A 16,169-nucleotide genomic window follows, 5' to 3' on the forward strand; every position below is an offset into this window, starting at 1 on the left:
CCTGTCCTTCGTGAGGGCGGGAGTGATCAGCGGGCGTGGGAGTGGAGACGTCCGCTGAGTGACTCCAGCGCGCCCAACGCCGAGCCGAGGGCTTCCAGTTCGCCGTCGGTGAGGGCACGCAGGGCGCGCGCGAGATGGGCGCCCTTCAGCCGGTTGACCTCGGCCAGCCGCTGCCGGGAGGTCGGGGTGAGATGCAGATGCGCGACCCGCTTGTCGGCGGGGTCCGGCCGGCGCTCCAGCATGCCCTGCTCGGTCATCTGCGTGACGAGCGCGCTGACGTTGTTCGGCTTCATCAGCAGGGCGTCCGCGGCCGCGCGTACGGTCACGCCCTCGTGCGCCTCGACATGGCGCAGCAGCGCGAGCTGGGCCTCGGGGGGCTTGGGGTGCGGGAAGTCCTGGTCGACCTGGCGGTCCAGGGCCCGGTAGAGGGCGGGCAGGCACGCCGCGAGGCCTGCGGCCACGTGGTCGATGTCCTGGCGCATACGAGGAGAATAGATATGACCGGATACCTATGTCAACAGAGGTAATCGCCTCCGGACATGCGGGTGGGGCGACCCCTGAGGATCGCCCCGCCCGGACTCATGGAGTCAGAAGGCTCAGACCAGGTCGAAGCGGTCCGCGTTGGCGACCTTGACCCACGCGGCCACGAAGTCCTTCACGAACTTCTCCTTGGCGTCGTCGCTCGCGTACACCTCGGCCAGCGCCCGCAGCTCGGAGTTCGAGCCGAAGACCAGGTCGGCACGGGTGCCGGTCCACTTGACCTCGCCGGTGGCGTCGTCACGGGACTCGAAGACCGTCTGGTCCTCCGACACGGCGGTCCAGGTCTGGCCCAGGTCGAGCAGGTTGACGAAGAAGTCGTTCGTCAGCTTGCCCGGGGTCTTCGTGAGGACGCCGTGCGCGGTGTTCTGGTAGTTGGCGCCCAGGACGCGCAGACCGCCGACGAGGACGGTCAGCTCGGGGGCGCTCAGGCCCAGCAGGTTCGCCTTGTCGAGCAGCAGGTACTCGGCGGGGAGGCGGTTGCCCTTGCCGAGGTAGTTGCGGAAGCCGTCGGCGGTGGGCTCCAGGGCGGCGAAGGACTCCGCGTCCGTGTGCTCCTCCGTGGCGTCCACACGACCCGGGGCGAACGGCACCTCGATGTCGAACCCGGCGTCCTTGGCGGCCTTCTCGACGGCGGCGGCACCGCCGAGGACGATCAGGTCGGCGATCGAGACCTTCTTGGCGCCGGTGTTGAACCCGGCCTGGATGCCCTCCAGGACGCGCAGCACCTGGGCCAGCTCGTCGGGCTCGTTGACCTCCCAGCCGGCCTGCGGCTGGAGGCGGATCCGGGCACCGTTGGCGCCGCCGCGCTTGTCGCTGTTGCGGTACGTCGAGGCCGACGCCCACGCGGTGGACACCAGCTGCGCGACCGACAGACCCGAGTCGAGCAGCTTGGCCTTGAGCGCCGCGACGTCGGCGGCGTCGATGGGCTCGCCCTCGGCCTCCGGCAGCGGGTCCTGCCACAGCAGGGTCTCCTCCGGGACCTCCGGGCCGAGGTACAGCGACTTCGGGCCCATGTCACGGTGGGTCAGCTTGTACCAGGCGCGGGCGAAGGCGTCCGCGAACTGGTCGGGGTTCTCGTAGAAGCGACGCGAGATCTGCTCGTAGACCGGGTCGAAGCGCAGCGACAGGTCGGTGGTGAGCATCGTCGGGAGCTTCTTCTTCGACGCGTCGTGGGCGTCGGGGATGATCGCCTCGGCGTTCTTGGCGACCCACTGGTGGGCGCCGGCCGGGCTCGCCGACAGCTCGTACTCGTACTCGAAGAGGTTCTTGAAGAACCCGTTGCTCCACTGGGTCGGCGTGGCGGTCCAGGTGACCTCCAGGCCGGACGTGATCGCGTCGCCGCCCTTGCCGGTGCCGTAGGTGCTCTTCCAGCCGAGACCCTGGGCCTCGATCGGGGCGGCCTCGGGGTCGGCGCCGACGTTCTCGGCCGGGCCGGCGCCGTGGGTCTTGCCGAAGGTGTGGCCACCGGCGATGAGGGCGACGGTCTCCTCGTCGTTCATCGCCATCCGGCGGAAGGTCTCACGGATGTCGCGGGCCGCGGCGACCGGGTCCGGGTTGCCGTTGGGGCCCTCGGGGTTGACGTAGATGAGACCCATCTGGACCGCGCCGAGCGGGCTCTCCAGCTCACGGTCGCCCGTGTAGCGCTGGTCGTCGAGCCAGACCTTCTCGGGACCCCAGTAGACGTCCTCCTCCGACTCCCAGACGTCCTCGCGGCCGCCGCCGAAGCCGAAGGTCTCGAAGCCCATGGACTCCAGCGCCACGTTGCCGGCGAGGATCATCAGGTCGGCCCAGGACAGGCTCTGGCCGTACTTCTTCTTCACCGGCCACAGCAGGCGGCGGGCCTTGTCCAGGTTGCCGTTGTCCGGCCAGCTGTTCAGCGGGGCGAAGCGCTGCTGGCCCGCGCCGGCGCCGCCGCGGCCGTCGCTGATGCGGTAGGTGCCCGCGCTGTGCCAGGCCATACGGATCATGAACGGGCCGTAGTGCCCGAAGTCGGCCGGCCACCAGTCCTTGGAGTCCGTCAGGACCTCGGCGATGTCCTGCTTCACGGCCGCGAGGTCCAGGGACTCGAACGCCGCCGCGTAGTCGAACTCCTCACCGAGCGGGTTCGCCACGGCGGGGTTCTTGGCCAGGATCTTCAGGTTGAGCCGCTCCGGCCACCACTGGCGGTTGCCGCCGCCCTGGGTGGGGTGCAGGGCGCGGTCGTGCGCCACGGGGCACTTGCCCTCGGGGGCGGCGTTGCTCTCAGACATGGGGGAATCCTTCCGGACGGGGCGGATCGTTGGAGCACAGGAACTGCGTGGTCTTCGGGAACTGCTGGTGGTCGTCAGGAACTGCTGGTGGACGAACAGGCGGGGCACAGGCCCCAGTAGATGACCTCGGCCTCGTCGACCGTGAAGCCGCGGTCGTCCTGCGCGGTCAGACAGGGGGCGTGACCGACCGCGCAGTCGACGTCGACGACGACACCGCACGAACGGCACACCAGGTGGTGGTGGTTGTCGCCGACACGACCCTCGAACCGGGCCGGGCTGCCCGGCGGCTCGATACGGCGGACGAGCCCGGCCGTGGTCAGCGCGTGGAGCGCGTCGTACACGGCCTGAAGCGATATGTGACCGACCCGGTCGCGCACCCCCTCGGCGATCATCTCGACGCCGAGGTGGTCCCCGGCGCGGACGGTCTCCAGCAGGGCGACCCGGGCGGCCGTCACCCGCAGGCCGGCCCCGCGCAGCTCATCGGCGGGAGTCGGGGGCTGGGGTGCAGTCATGCCGGACAACCTACCCCCGTAAACACGAATAGTTCAAGAAAAGGAATCCTCCCAGTTTGATGTCGGGCACCTTGACCGCGGGAGAACCCTTGGGGCCACTGGGTACGGGCGGCGGTGTTCGAGGCTGTCTGCGTGCTGCTCGGCCGCGCCCTCACCGTCGTAGCGAACGCAGCACCCCCAGCGCCGCGCCCGCCACCCCCGCCGCGGCCACCCCGCTCCCCGCCAGGGCGAGTGCCCGGGCCCGGCGGCCCGGAGGGGTCGGGCGGGTGTCCGGGGCCACGCCGTACGCGCTGCCGTACGCGGCACCGGCCCCGCCCGGCAGACCCACCGCCAGCAGCTCCGCGAGGTGGACGCCCTCGTGGCCGCCGCTGTCGAACTCGGCCACCTGGGTGCGGCAGCTGAAGCCGTCGGCCAGCACCACCGTCTCCGGTGCCGCGTCCCGCAGCCTCGGCAGCAGGACGCGTTCCGCGCACGCCTCGCTGACGTCGAGATGCCCCGGCTCGAAGCCGAAGTTCCCGGCCAGCCCGCAGCATCCGGAGTCCAGCCGTTCGGCGTCGACGCCGGCGCGGCGCAGCAGTTCGGCGTCGGCGTCCCAGCCGAGGACCGCGTGCTGGTGGCAGTGCACCTGCGCCAGGGCGTGCGCGGAACGCTCCGGGACCTGCGGGGGCTCGTACCCGGGGGAGTGCTCGGTCAGCAGCTCGGCGAGCGTCACCGTCCGGTCGCGCAGCCGCCGTACGTCCCGGTCGCCGGGGAACAGGTCGTGCGCGTCCGAGCGGAACACCGCCGCGCAGCTCGGTTCCAGCACGACCACCCGCCCGCCGTCCCGCACATGCGGCGCGAGGTGCCGTACGGTACGGCCCAACACCCGCTCGGCGACGCCGAGTTGCCCGGTGGAGATCCAGGTCAGCCCACAGCACAGCGGCTCGGTGGGCAACTCCACCCGCCAGCCCGCGTGTTCCAGCAGGGCCACGGCGGCCCGGCCGACGTGCGGATGGAAGTGGTTGGTGAAGGTGTCCGGCCACAGCAGGACGCTCCCGCGCGCGCCGTCGCCGTACGGCTCATGCCGCGCGAACCACTGCTGGAGCGTCTCGGTGGCGAACAGCGGTATCTCGCGGTTCTCGACACCGGCCGCGGCGACCGCCACGCGCGCGAGGGGCGGTGTGTGGGTGAGGGCGTTCACGGCCGGTCCCAGCCGGGAGCGGCCCACGGCCTGGGCGAGCAGCGGCAGCCAGCCCATCGACAGATGCGCGCGCGGCCGCCGCCACCAGCGGCCCTCGTAGTGGTGGGACAGGAACTCCGCCTTGTACGTCGCCATGTCGACGTCGGCCGGGCAGTCCCGCTTGCAGCCCTTGCAGGCCAGACACAGGTCGAGTGCGTCGTGCACCGCCTGTGAACGCCAGCCGTCCCGGATCGCGCTGTCGCCATGACCGTCGAGCATCTCGAACAGCAGCCGCGCCCGGCCGCGCGTGGAATGCTCCTCCTCCCGCGTGACCTGGTACGACGGGCACATCACCGAGCCCTCGGTGGTGAGTTGGCGGCACTTGCCCACGCCTACGCACCGGTTGGCCGCCTCGGCGAACGAACCGCCGTCGTCCGGGAAGGCGAAGTGCAGGTCCCGGGGAGCGTACGGGGCCCAGTCGGCGCCGAGACGGAGGTTCTCGTCGAGGCGGTACGGGGCCACGACCTTCCCCGGGTTCATCCGGTTGAGCGGGTCGAAGGCACCCTTCAACTCGTTGAAGGCGCCGACCAGTTGCTCCCCGAACATCCGGGGCAGCAGCTCGCCCCGGCTCTGCCCGTCCCCGTGCTCGCCGGAGAACGAACCGCCGAACTCGGCCACCAGATCGGCGGCCCGCTCCATGAACCTGCGATACGCGGCCACCCCGTCCGCGGAGTACAGGTCGAAGGGGATGCGGGTGTGCACGCAGCCCTGCCCGAAGTGGCCGTACAGGCTCGGGCCGGTGTCGCTCAGGTACCCGAACTCCCCGTACAGGTGCCGCAGTCGACGCAGATAGTCGCCGAGCCGGTCCGGCGGGACCGCCGAGTCCTCCCAGCCCTCGAAGGTGTCGGGGCGGCCCGGGATGTGCGCGGTCGCGCCGAGACCGGCCTCGCGGACCTGCCACAACTCCGCTTCGTGGGAAGGGTCGTCGAAGAAGGCGACCGTGGGATCGTGCTCGGACGCGTGCAGCCCGTCCAGCATCCGGTGCGCGTGCTCGTCGGACTCCTCGACCGTCTCCCCGCCGAACTGCACCATCAAATAGGCGTCGCCCTCCGGGAGTTCGGCGCGTGCCTTCGGGTTGAGGTGCTTGATCCGCTCGTCCCGGATCAGCCGCGAGTCGACTCCCTCCAGGGCGAGCGGCTCGTACGGCAGGATCTCCGGCACGGCGTCGGCGGCCGCCTCGATGTCCGGGAAGCCGAGCACGACCAGCGTCCGCTCCTTCACCACCGGCACCAGCTTCAGTTCGGCGCGCAGGACGGTCACCAGCGTCGACTCGCTGCCGACGAGGAGGCCCGCGACGTCGAAGCCGTGCTCGGGGAGGAGCGAGTCGAGGTTGTACCCGGACACACGGCGGGGGATGTCCGGGAAGCGGCGGCGGATCTCGTCGGCCTGCGTGTCGCGGAGCGTACGCAGATGGCGGTAGAGGGTGGCGCGCAGGTCGCCCTGGCGTTCGATGGCCGCGTACTCGTCGTCGTCCGTCTTCCCGCACCAGAACCGGGTGCCGTCGTAGAGCAGCACTTCGAGGCGGACGATGTTGTCCACGACCTTGCCGTACGCCTGGGCCGTGGCACCGCACGAGTTGTTGCCGATCATGCCGCCGATCGTGCAGTTGGCGTGCGTGGCGGGCTCCGGGCCGAAACGGAGGCCGGTGGGCGCCAGCCGGCGGTTGAGGTCGTCCAGGACAATGCCGGGCTGGACGACGCAGGTACGGGCCTCGAGGTCCACGGATTCGATGCGATGGCAGTACTTCGACCAGTCGATGACGATCGCCGTGTTCGTGCACTGACCGGCGAGGCTCGTACCGCCACCCCGGGAGAGCACGGGGGCGTCGAACTCACGGGCGACGGCCACGGCCTCGGCCGCGGCCTCCGGGGTACGGGGGACCACCACACCGATCGGGGTCTGACGGAAGTTCGAGGCGTCGGTGGAGTAGGCGGCTCGCGAACCGGCGTCGAAGCGGACCTCGCCGTTTATGCGGTGGCGGAGGGTTGATTCGAGGGTGGGCATGGGGGCCGGGTACCCACTCTCGCAGTTCGGTGCGTTGAGAAGGTGCCTTCTGTAGTTGGCGGGCCGAATATCCGGGTCGGTCGCCTTCGGGGCGCTCTCAGCCGGTGTCGAGGTTCTCTACGCCTCCGGCATCAAGGCGCGCATCGCCTCGCACTGGGCCGGGCCCATGAAGCGGGCCAGGCCCTCCTTCACCGTCGTCGCCAAGGTTGCGGAGGCGTCCTTCAGCAGGGCTCGGGCCTTTTCCGTGAGGGCCACCTCCACGCCTCGTTTGTCGCCGCAGACGGACTGACGGGTGACCAGGCCCGCGTGCTGGAGGCAGGCGATCTGGTAGGTGAGGCGGGTCTTGGGGCGGCCCAGGAGCTCGGCGATGCGGGTCATGCGCAGGGCCTCGCCGGGGTGTCCGGCCAGCAGGCACAGGATGAGGAACTCGTCGTGCGAGACGTCCAGCCGCTCCTTGACCACCGAACGCAGCTCCTGCTCGACGGCCCCGGTCGCGGCCAGCATCAGCATCCAGGCGTGCAGCTCCGCGGGGAGCAGTCCGTCACCTGTGGAGGAGGGGCAGTCGGAGTGGTCGGAGGGGGTGGAGTCGGCGGCCATGGGTTCCAGTGTATCTGTTGTTCAATTTTGGATTAGCGACTACGGTGGCTTTGTCATCCAAATTTGGACTACAGCATCGCAGGAGTGAGAGAACCATGACCGTTGCCGTGGAGACCGGGACCTGGCAGCTCGACGCCGCCGCCTCGACCGTCGGGATCAAGCACAAGACCATGTGGAACCTGGTGACCGTGAAGGGCACCTTCGGCGCCGTGAACGGGCAGGGCGAGGTGCGGGCCGACGGGTCCGCCGTGGGCACCCTGACGCTGGACGTCGCCTCCCTGGACACCAAGAACGCCAAGCGGGACGCGCACCTGAAGGGCGCCGACTTCTTCGACGGCGACAACCACCCCGAGATCACCTTCGCGGTGCGCAGCGCCGAGCTGCGTGACGGGGAGAAGGTTCATGTGATCGGTCAGCTGACCGTACGCGGCATCAGCCGCCCCCAGTCCTTCACCGCCCGGCTCGTGGGCGCCGACGCCGACGCGCTCACGCTGGACGCCGAGTTCTCGGTGGACCGGGAGCACTTCGGCATGGGCTGGAACCAGCTGGGCATGATCCGCGGCCTCACGACCGTGTCCGCGACCCTTCGGTTCACCAGGACGGCAGGCTGACGTAGGCGGTCGACAGGGTCTGGGGGTCGGCCGTGAAGGCACGCAGTCGCAGGTGCCTGCCGGCCCTGGGGATGACGTACCGCCCGCCGTACGGGGTGGTGGGAGGCCCGAGGTCGTAGCTCGCCGTGGTGTGGGGCGGGAGGCTCTTCGGGCCGTGCACGATCCGCCAGTAGCGGCTCATGCCCTGGCCCGTGGTGAGCATGAAGTGCGGGGTGAGGGCGGTCCCGGACGTGTTCGTGACCGTCAGGTGCAGGCGGGAGGCCGTGACCAGGCGGGAGCGGTGCAGTGCCGTGACCTGCATGCGGAGGGGCGGTTCGCCCGTCGCCGCGAGCGTGGCGGCCAGCAGGGCCGGGGCGAGGGCCAGGGCGGCGAGGGCGATCCGGGTGCGGTGGGTGCCCAGGCGGGGCTGCCAGGCTTGTGTGAACTCCGCTGCCGGGGCCGTGATCGCCGAGGCCAGCCACAGCGGCGTCATCATCAGGTAGTAGCCGTCCTGCGAGCGCGTCGCCAGGAAGAAGGCGCACCAGGGCAGGACCGTCGCCGTGGGGCCCAGTCGGCGGATGAAGAGCACGAAGACGGCGAAGAGGCCCGCCGCCAGCAGCAGGCTCGCGTGGGAGTACCAGTCGAGACGGTCGCTGCCGTTCGTGAGGTACAGGGACACGTCCACCAGGCCCTGGCCGTGCAGCACCGCTCCCTGGGTGAGGGGGAGGGCGATGCCGTCGAGCCAGGCGGACGGTTCGCTCACGAGGAAGTACGTGTTGAGCAGGAGCCAGGCGAGGGCCGCGGTGCCGGTGAAGCGGAGGAGGAGCAGGGCCGCCCGGCGGGGACCCAGTTCGCCTCGGCGTACGGCGTAGAGGCCGGCCAGGAGGAACGGGGCCAGGAACCAGGGGAGTTGCTGTGCCGCGCAGGCCGCGCCGAGACAGGCGGCCCGTGCCAGGCCGGACGTGCCCAGGCGGCCCCCCTTCCCGATGCGCGGCCAGGCCACCACCACGGGGACCAGCAGGGCCAGGGCCACGATCGCCGGGTAACCGAGGCGGGCGTACTGGGGGAGGATGCCGAAGCCCAGGAAGGCCATGGTCGCCGCCGGGCGCCAGGGCGTCGGCAGCATCCGCCACAGCAGCACGGCACCGATGACCAGGGCCGCTGTGCTGACCGCGGTCGCCGGGGCCGCGCCGTGGCCCAGCCCCAGGAGGGGCGCGGTCAGGAGCGGGGCGAGCGGGGGATAGCCGTACGTGAGGTCGTAGGTGCCGGTGACCGTGGGGGTGAGGGCGACCGTGCGGCCGAACAGCCAGGGCCACGGCCTGCCGTACATCGGATGGCCCGCCGCCAGTTCCTTGGCCGCCTGGGTCGTCAACTGGGCCTCGTCGCTGCCCTGGTGGAGCAGCACCCAGGCGCACAGCGTCAGGGTCACCGCCGTCAGCAGGATCAGCAGGTCCAGACGGGCCAGGGAGCGGCGGCGGCGCACGGTCAGGGCCAGGACGCCGCAGATCAGGATCGAGGCGTAGCAGACCGAGATGACCGCGGCCACCGCCGGGCGGTGCGAGGCCGCCTGCGTCCACACCGCGCGCGTGCCGATGAACAGGCTGATGTCGGCGAGGAGGGTGAGGACGCGGTGCCACTGCGCCGGAGCGTCTGACGCCGGGTGTTCCGGGGCGGCGGACACCGCCGGCTGCGTCCGCCGGCCGGGTGTCAACGGCTTCGTGTCTGCCAAGTGCACGGCACGAGAACGTAATCGGGCCCGGTGAGGGGGGTGGTGGTGGAGGTGAAGAGTCCGGTGTGAGATCGGTAAAAAAGTGTGGTCAGTAGACATCCCGTACATATCGCTTGGCCGCGGCCAGCTGCTTCACGTACGCCGTCGCCTCGTCCTCGGTCAGGCCGCCGTGGGTGACCGCGATGTCCCTGAGGGCCCGGTCCACGTCCTTCGCCATCCGGGAGGCGTCGCCGCAGACGGAGAAGTGGGCGCCGTCCTGGAGCCATCGCCACAGCTCGGGGCCGTGTTCGCGCATCCGGTCCTGGACGTACAGCTTCTGGCGCTGGTCGCGGGAGAAGGCGGTGTCGAGGCGGGCGAGGGTGCCCTCGGCCAGGAACCCGGTCAGCTCGTCCTCGTAGTAGAAGTCGCTGGCGCGGTGCTGCTCGCCGAAGAACAGCCAGTTCGGGGCGCGGTGGCCGAGCGCGCGGCGCTCCTGGAGGAAGCCCACGAACGGGGCGACACCCGTGCCGGGGCCCACCATGATCATGGGCGTGGTCGCGTCGGTGGGCGGGCGGAAGTGCGGGGAGGGCTGCACGAAGACCGGCACCTCGGTGTCGGGGGCCGCGTCCGCGAGGAACGGCGAGCAGACCCCGCCGCGCGGAGTGCCGTGCCGGTTCTCGTACCGGACCACGGAGACGGTCAGCGAGATCAGCTGCGGGTCGGCCAGCGGGCTCGACGATATGGAGTACAGCCGGGGTTGCAGTGTCCTGAGCACCGTCGCCCAGTCGGCCGCGTCCGCCCGGACCGGGTGCTCGGCCAGGACGTCGACCATCTGACGGCCCCAGCTCCACTGCGCCAGGCCGTCCTTGTTGTCGGGGCGCAGCAGGCGGCGCAACTCCCGGTCGTCACGGGTGTGTTCGGCGACGAAGCGGAGGAAGTCCGGGGTGATGCGGGTGATGTCCAGGTGGCGGTGCAGGGCTTCGGTGAAGGGGAGTTCGTCGACTCCGGGTACGGAGACGGGCGTTGAGCCGTCGATTCCGGTCGCCGCCAGCCATTCCTCCACCAGGGCGGGGGAGTTGACCGGGCGGACGCCGAGTGCGTCGCCTGCCTCGTAGGTGAGGGGTGTGCCGGTGGTGTCGAAGGTGAACCGCCGCACCTCCTTGTTCGCGCCGGGCAGGCTCAGCAGCCGGTTGCCGACGAGGCGGGCCCTGGTGGGGGCGGGCCTGGCCGTGCGTGCCCTCGGTCGCGGGGGCGCCTGTTGCGGTGCCTCGGTGGTGCCCAGCGCGGACAGCACCTGGTCCAGCCAGGCGCCCGCGGTCGGCTCGTAGTCCGGTTCGCAGTCCGTGCGCGGGGCGAGACGGACCGCGCCCAGTTCGTCCAGGCGGGCGTCCAGACGGCGGCCATGACCGCAGAAGTCGTCGTACGACGAGTCGCCGAACGCCAGCACCGAGTACCGGACGCCGTCCAGGCGCGGGGCCTGCTCGGCGGCCAGCGACTCCCAGAAGCCGGAGCCGTTGTCGGGGGCGTCGCCGTCGCCGAAGGTGCTGGTGACGAGCAGCAGATCGGCGCCCTTCGGCAGGGTGCCGGGGTCGGTGTCGGCCATGCCGACGAGCGTGGCCCGGTGGCCGCTGGCGGCGAGCCGGTCGGCGACCGCGCCGGCGAAGTCCTCCGCGGTGCCGGTCTGCGACGCCCACAGCACCACGATCTCCCGGCCGGGACGCTGCTCCTCGGGAGCCCCCTGGGATGCCTCCTGGGGCGCCGACGCCGAGCGCGAGTACATGCCGGCGAGGACGCCGTTCACCCACAGCGCGTGGTCCGGGCTGAAGGGCGCGTCCGGCGGGAGCACGGGGACGCCGGGGGCGCCGGAGCCGATGCCCGCGAGGAAGCCGGTGAGGTAGAGGCGCTCCCGCGCGCTGAGGACGGGCGGCGGGGCAGGGGCCAGGCCGAAGGGGGCGGCGCCCGGGGTGACGGAGGTGGGGACGATCACGTCCGAAGGGGCCACGAGGGCCGGCGCGTGGGGCTCGTGGACCTTCGCCAGCGCCACCGCGCACACCTTGAACTCGGGCTGGAAGGAGATCGGGTCGACGGCGTCGCCGGTCACCGCGTTGACGCTCAGATACTCGCCGAACAGGTCGTTCCAGTGGAACGGCGCGAACACGCACCCCGGCCGGACCCGGTCGGTGACCAATGCGGGCAGCACCGCCCGGCCGCGCCGCGAGGCCACCTCCACCCCGTCGCCGTCGGCGATGCCGAGCGCCCGCGCGTCCTCGGGGTGCAGCTCCACGAACGGCCCGGGGTTCAGCTTGTTGAGCTTGGCGACCTTGCCGGTCTTGGTCAGCGTGTGCCACTGGTGCTGCACCCGGCCGGTGTTGAGCACGAACGGGTAGTCGTCGTCCGGCATCTCGGCGGGCGGGAGATGCGGGCGGGCGTGGAAGACGGCACGGCCGGTCGGCGTCGGGAAGCGGAGCTCGCCGTTCTCGACGTAGCGGATCGGGTTGCGGGCGGGGCCGTCCTCGGCGGCGGCCGGCCACTGCACGGGGGTGGAGCGCAGCCGCTCGTAGGTCACCCCGCGCAGGTCCCAGCCCGTGACGGGGTTCCAGGCGCGGCGGATCTCCTCGAAGACCTGCTCGGCGCTGTCGTACGAGAAGCCCTTCTCGTACCCCATCTCCCGGGCGACGGCCGCGATGATCCGCCAGTCCGCCATCGCCTCGCCGGGCGGGTCGGCGACGGGGGCGGTGAGGGTGAGGTTGCGCTCGCTGTTGACGAAGACGCCCTCGCCCTCGGTCCACATCGCGCCCGGCAGGACGACGTCGGCGTACGCGTTGGTCTCCGTGTCGGTGAACACGTCCTGCGCGACGACGAACTCGGCGGCCTCCAGGCCCTCGATGACGGTACGGCGGTTGGCGACCGAGGCGACCGGGTTGGTGCAGATGATCCAGCAGGCCTTGATCTCGCCGTCGGCCATCTTCCGGAACATCTCGACGGTGCCCTTGCCCACGCCGTCCTTGCGGACGGTGCCCGGCGGCAGCTCCCAGAGGTCCTCGATGAACGCACGCTCGGCGTCGACGAGGACCGACCGCTGGCCGGGGAGGCCCGGGCCCATGTAGCCCATCTCGCGGCCGCCCATGGCGTTGGGCTGCCCGGTGAGGGAGAACGGGCCGGAACCGGGACGGCAGATGGCCCCCGTCGCGAGATGGAGGTTGACCAGGGCGTTGGTGTTCCAGGTGCCGTGCGTGGACTGGTTGAGGCCCATGGTCCACAGGCTCATCCACTCACCGGCCGAGCCGATCAGCCGGGCGGCGGTGCGCAGGTCGTCCTCGGCCAGGCCCGTGATCTCCGCGACGGTCGCGGGCGCGTAGCCGGCGAGGAACTCGGGCATCGCGTCCCAGCCCTCGGTGTGCGCGGCGATGAAGTCGGGGTCGGTGTGGCCGTTCGCGAGCAGCAGGTGCAGCAGACCGTTGAGGAGGGCGAGGTCGGTGCCCGGCTTGACCTGGAGGAACAGATCGGCCTTCGCCGCGGTCGCGGTACGCCTCGGATCCACGACGATCAGCTTGGCGCCCGCCTTGACCCGCTCCATCATCCGCAGGAAGAGGATCGGGTGGCAGTCGGCCATGTTGGAGCCGATGACGAAGAAGACATCGGCCCGGTCGAAGTCCTCGTACGACCCCGGCGGCCCGTCGGCGCCCAGCGACAGCTTGTAGCCGGCCCCGGCGCTCGCCATGCACAGCCGGGAGTTCGACTCGATCTGGTTCGTCCGCACGAACCCCTTGGCGAGCTTGTTCGCCAGGTACTGGGCCTCCAGGCTCATCTGCCCGGAGACATAGAAGGCGACGGCGTCCGGACCGTGCGTGTCGATGATCTGCCGGAGCCTGCGCGCGGTCTCGGAGACCGCGTCCGCCATCGGGGCGGGCACCGGCTCCTCGCCCCGCTCGTCCCTGACCAGCGCGGTGGTCAGCCGGCCCGGCGCGGCGAGCATCTCGGCCGTGGTGGCGCCCTTGGTGCACAGCCGCCCCGCGTTCGCCGGGTGCGCCTTGTCGCCGGTGGCCTTCAGGACGGTACGGCGGCCGTCCGGCCCCCTCCCGATGTCCAGCACGATCCCGCAGCCCACCCCGCAGTAGGAGCAGACCGAGCGCACCTGGGACGTGGGGGTGGTGGGGGTCACACGCTGCCCTTCCTCGGCGGACTGCTCATGCCCGAGAGCGTACGAATCGCCCATTACGCCGGTGTCACACGGCTTGATCATGAGGGGTTACGTCGGCCACACAGCGCTCCGTGGCCCGATGTGAGGGGGTGTGACGGTGGCGGTCCGTGTCGCTGTTGGGCCGAACGGGTGACTTGGCGTAAGAATTGGCTGGTGCAGGCAATGAAGGCGAGCGATTTCGGGGGGAGCCGGTGAACAGCCACGACGTCACCGATGAACAGTGGGAAGGGCTCGCCCAGGTCGTTCCGTTGCGGGGCCGGGACGCCTGGCCGTCCGCGGTGGACCACCGGGCCATGTCGGAGGCGCCCACGGAGCCGCGCCGCCGCTTCGTCGTGCTCCGGGTCAATGTGTTCGGGGACGCCCGCGAGGTCGCCGAGACGCTCATGGCGGGCATTCCGGTGCTGCTGGACCTGACCGGCGCGGAGGGCGAGACCGCCAAGCGGGTCCTCGACTTCAGCACGGGCGTCGTGTTCGGCCTGTCCAGCGGGATGCACCGGGTCGACCGGAACGTGTTCCTGCTGACCCCGCCCGGCACCGAGGTGAGCGGGTTGATGGAGGGGGCTGGGGCTTCGGGGGTGTGAGCGGGGCGTTCTGAGGCGGCCGGTCACGGAGGTATGAGCGGAGCGCTCTGCGGCGACCGGTCACGGAGAGGGCGAGCAAGGTGCCCCGAGGTGGCCGGGGCGCGGAAGGGTGAGCAGGGTGTTCCGGGGCGGCGCGGTCCCTCGATCGTAGGAAGCGTGGGTGGGAGGAACGGTTCGGCCGGGATCGGAGTCCTACGGTCCGGATATGGCCGTGCCCTCAGCGTTCTCAGCGTGTTCCGTGCCGGTGGTGTCCGCCGATCCCGTCGTGCCGTCGCAAGGACGGGCGCGGCACGCGGAAACCTCCTCGGCGTTCCCGGAGTTCCCGGCGTCCAGTGACCACCGCTTGCTCCGCCCCCATCTCACCGAGCTGCGGCTCTCCGCCTTCGCCTCGCACCGCGGCGCGGCCTTCCCGCTGGGGCCGTTCACCCTGCTCGCCGGACCCAGCGGCAGCGGCAAGACGAGCGCGCTGCGGGCGTACGAGGCGCTGGCCCGGCTCGGCGCCGGGGCCGAGCTCGGCGAGGTCTTCACCGACCCGCGGGCCTGGGTGCCGGAGCGGGCCCGGCCCGACGCCCAGCGGCGGCGCGGCTTCCGGATCGGCTGTACGGCGGACGGTCCCGAGGGTCCGGTACGACTCGACGTCGCCGTCCAGGCCGAGCCCGACCTGCGGATCGTCGGCGAGCGGCTGACGTCCGGCGGCCTCGTCCTGCTGGAGACCGCGCTGCGCGACCCCGCACGCCGTGCCGTGCAGGCCGCCTGGCACACCGCCGGTGCCACGCCGGTGACCCGGGCCCCGCTGCCCGACGACCGGCTCGGCACCGCGCTGCTCCCGTTACGCGTCGCGGGCAAGACCGACGGGCAGCGGCAGGTGCTCGCCGCCGCCGAGCAGATGGTGGTCGCCCTGCGGTCGGTGTTCGCCTGCGATCCGCGCCCCGACCGGATGCGGCTGCCCGTCCCGATCGGCTCCGGGCGGCTCCTCGGAGGCTGCGACAACCTCGCCGACGTGCTGGCACGCACCCGCGCGGAGTGCGGTCGGCGGCATGCGCAGTTCGTCTCGGCCGTACGTGAGGGCTGCGCGGGGCCGGTGGCGGACGTGCTGGCCGAGCCGCTCGGTGACGGCACGGTGCGGGGGGTGCTCGACCGCGGCGACGGTGTGCGTACGGCGCTCGGGCGACTGGGCGACGGGGAGTTGAGGTATCTCGCCCTCGCCCTGGTGCTGTTCACCGGGCCCGGGGTGCTGGAGGTCGACCCCGCCGGTGAGGTGCCCGCGGCGATGCAGGCACTGACGGTCCTCGCCGACGACGTCGACCGGCGACTGGACCCGCGGCAACGGGCCGAACTGCTGGGGCTGGCGGCCCGGATGTGCGAACGGGGTCACATCCGGTTGCTGGGGACGACGGCCGACGCGAGCTGGGCCGCGGGGACGGACGGGATCACGGTGGTACACCTGGAGCCGTGACAGAGCATCTCGATGTGGCGGGGTTGCAGCGCAGGTTGGCCGAGTTCGCGGCCGCGCGGAACTGGCAGCCGTACCACACCCCCAAGAACCTCGTCGCCGCGCTCAGCGTGGAGGCTTCCGAACTGGTGGAGATCTTCCAGTGGTTGACGCCGGAGGAGTCCGCGCGGGTCATGGACGACGCCGGCACCGCGCACCGGGTCACGGACGAGGTCGCCGACGTTCTCGCGTATCTGCTGCAACTGTGCGAGGTGCTGGGGATCGATCCGCTGGCGGCGCTGGACGCGAAGATCGACCGGAACGAGCGGAGGTTTCCGGCGCCGTGAGGGCGTGGGAGCGAGCGCGACGGTGTGTGCGGTCGCCGCCGGGAGCCGCTCGGTCCGTTTTCACTCTCCGCAGTCAAATTCCGGCCCGAAATCGATTCGTTGTCCACAGATTTCCGCCTTCCTCTGGCTTTTCGTCTCGATGGCCTTCACTCTGGGTAGTGGACAAGGGAGTTCGGGCGGACGGGCGCC

The 16,169-nt window shown here is 71.5% G+C and carries 11 protein-coding genes; 4 read left to right on the forward strand and 7 right to left on the reverse strand.

Annotated elements, in window-relative coordinates; genetic code table 11:
- Window positions 1–26 precede the first annotated feature (26 nt).
- The 5 genes from EJC51_RS35560 to EJC51_RS35580 all read right to left on the reverse strand — a co-directional run bounded on the left by EJC51_RS35560 (window position 27) and on the right by EJC51_RS35580 (window position 7,121).
- Entirely contained in the window at window positions 27–482 is a 456-nt protein-coding gene (locus tag EJC51_RS35560; RefSeq protein WP_126274791.1) for a MarR family winged helix-turn-helix transcriptional regulator, read from the reverse strand.
- A gap of 114 nt (window positions 483–596) precedes the next feature.
- On the reverse strand, window positions 597–2,789 hold the full coding sequence (gene katG / locus EJC51_RS35565) for a catalase/peroxidase HPI (RefSeq protein WP_126274792.1): 2,193 nt from the start codon (window positions 2,787–2,789) through the stop codon (window positions 597–599).
- Window positions 2,790–2,863: 74 nt separating this feature from the next.
- Window positions 2,864–3,301: a Fur family transcriptional regulator gene (locus EJC51_RS35570; RefSeq protein ID WP_079309225.1), complete on the reverse strand. Its 438-nt coding sequence runs from the start codon at window positions 3,299–3,301 to the stop codon at window positions 2,864–2,866.
- Window positions 3,302–3,452: 151 nt separating this feature from the next.
- Entirely contained in the window at window positions 3,453–6,524 is a 3,072-nt protein-coding gene (locus tag EJC51_RS35575; protein WP_126274793.1) for an FAD-binding and (Fe-S)-binding domain-containing protein, read from the reverse strand.
- A gap of 117 nt (window positions 6,525–6,641) precedes the next feature.
- On the reverse strand, window positions 6,642–7,121 hold the full coding sequence (locus tag EJC51_RS35580; RefSeq protein ID WP_126274794.1) for a MarR family winged helix-turn-helix transcriptional regulator: 480 nt from the start codon (window positions 7,119–7,121) through the stop codon (window positions 6,642–6,644).
- 95 nt (window positions 7,122–7,216) lie between these two features.
- Between EJC51_RS35580 and EJC51_RS35585 the strand changes: the two genes are divergently transcribed.
- A complete protein-coding gene (locus EJC51_RS35585) occupies window positions 7,217–7,732 on the forward strand; it encodes a YceI family protein (protein WP_126274795.1) in 516 nt (171 codons plus the stop codon).
- Here EJC51_RS35585 and EJC51_RS35590 read toward each other — a convergent pair.
- Both EJC51_RS35590 and EJC51_RS35595 read right to left on the reverse strand, forming a co-directional pair.
- Window positions 7,713–9,446: a hypothetical protein gene (locus EJC51_RS35590; protein WP_425276817.1), complete on the reverse strand. Its 1,734-nt coding sequence runs from the start codon at window positions 9,444–9,446 to the stop codon at window positions 7,713–7,715. The two genes, EJC51_RS35585 and EJC51_RS35590, sit on opposite strands and share 20 nt — an antisense overlap.
- A gap of 82 nt (window positions 9,447–9,528) precedes the next feature.
- The gene (locus EJC51_RS35595; protein WP_244362981.1) at window positions 9,529–13,581 is read right to left on the reverse strand and encodes a bifunctional nitrate reductase/sulfite reductase flavoprotein subunit alpha; all 4,053 of its coding nucleotides are present in this window, start codon (window positions 13,579–13,581) and stop codon (window positions 9,529–9,531) included.
- Between the two features lie 230 nt (window positions 13,582–13,811).
- Here EJC51_RS35595 and EJC51_RS35600 point away from each other — a divergent pair, with 230 nt between their 5' ends.
- From EJC51_RS35600 to EJC51_RS35610, 3 genes are all read left to right on the forward strand, one after another.
- Window positions 13,812–14,201: a cell division protein SepF gene (locus EJC51_RS35600; RefSeq protein ID WP_207924828.1), complete on the forward strand. Its 390-nt coding sequence runs from the start codon at window positions 13,812–13,814 to the stop codon at window positions 14,199–14,201.
- Window positions 14,202–14,406: 205 nt separating this feature from the next.
- Window positions 14,407–15,657, forward strand: a complete 1,251-nt coding sequence (locus EJC51_RS35605; RefSeq protein ID WP_166682934.1) for an AAA family ATPase — start codon at window positions 14,407–14,409, stop codon at window positions 15,655–15,657.
- Complete coding sequence (locus EJC51_RS35610) at window positions 15,654–15,980, forward strand: nucleotide pyrophosphohydrolase (RefSeq protein WP_126274798.1); 327 nt, start codon at window positions 15,654–15,656, stop codon at window positions 15,978–15,980. Before EJC51_RS35605 ends, EJC51_RS35610 begins: the two co-directional genes overlap by 4 nt.
- The last annotated feature ends 189 nt before the right edge of the window (window positions 15,981–16,169 follow it).

The organism is Streptomyces aquilus (assembly GCF_003955715.1).
Lineage (GTDB): Bacteria > Actinomycetota > Actinomycetes > Streptomycetales > Streptomycetaceae > Streptomyces > Streptomyces aquilus.

Coding starts and splice junctions, on each gene's coding strand:
- EJC51_RS35575 (WP_126274793.1), bottom strand. CDS start 6,524: ATGCCCACCCTCGAATCAACCCTCCGCCACCGCATAAACGGCGAGGTC.
- EJC51_RS35580 (WP_126274794.1), bottom strand. CDS start 7,121: ATGGCCGCCGACTCCACCCCCTCCGACCACTCCGACTGCCCCTCCTCC.
- EJC51_RS35560 (WP_126274791.1), bottom strand. CDS start 482: ATGCGCCAGGACATCGACCACGTGGCCGCAGGCCTCGCGGCGTGCCTG.
- EJC51_RS35605 (WP_166682934.1), top strand. CDS start 14,407: ATGGCCGTGCCCTCAGCGTTCTCAGCGTGTTCCGTGCCGGTGGTGTCC.
- katG (WP_126274792.1), bottom strand. CDS start 2,789: ATGTCTGAGAGCAACGCCGCCCCCGAGGGCAAGTGCCCCGTGGCGCAC.
- EJC51_RS35585 (WP_126274795.1), top strand. CDS start 7,217: ATGACCGTTGCCGTGGAGACCGGGACCTGGCAGCTCGACGCCGCCGCC.
- EJC51_RS35570 (WP_079309225.1), bottom strand. CDS start 3,301: ATGACTGCACCCCAGCCCCCGACTCCCGCCGATGAGCTGCGCGGGGCC.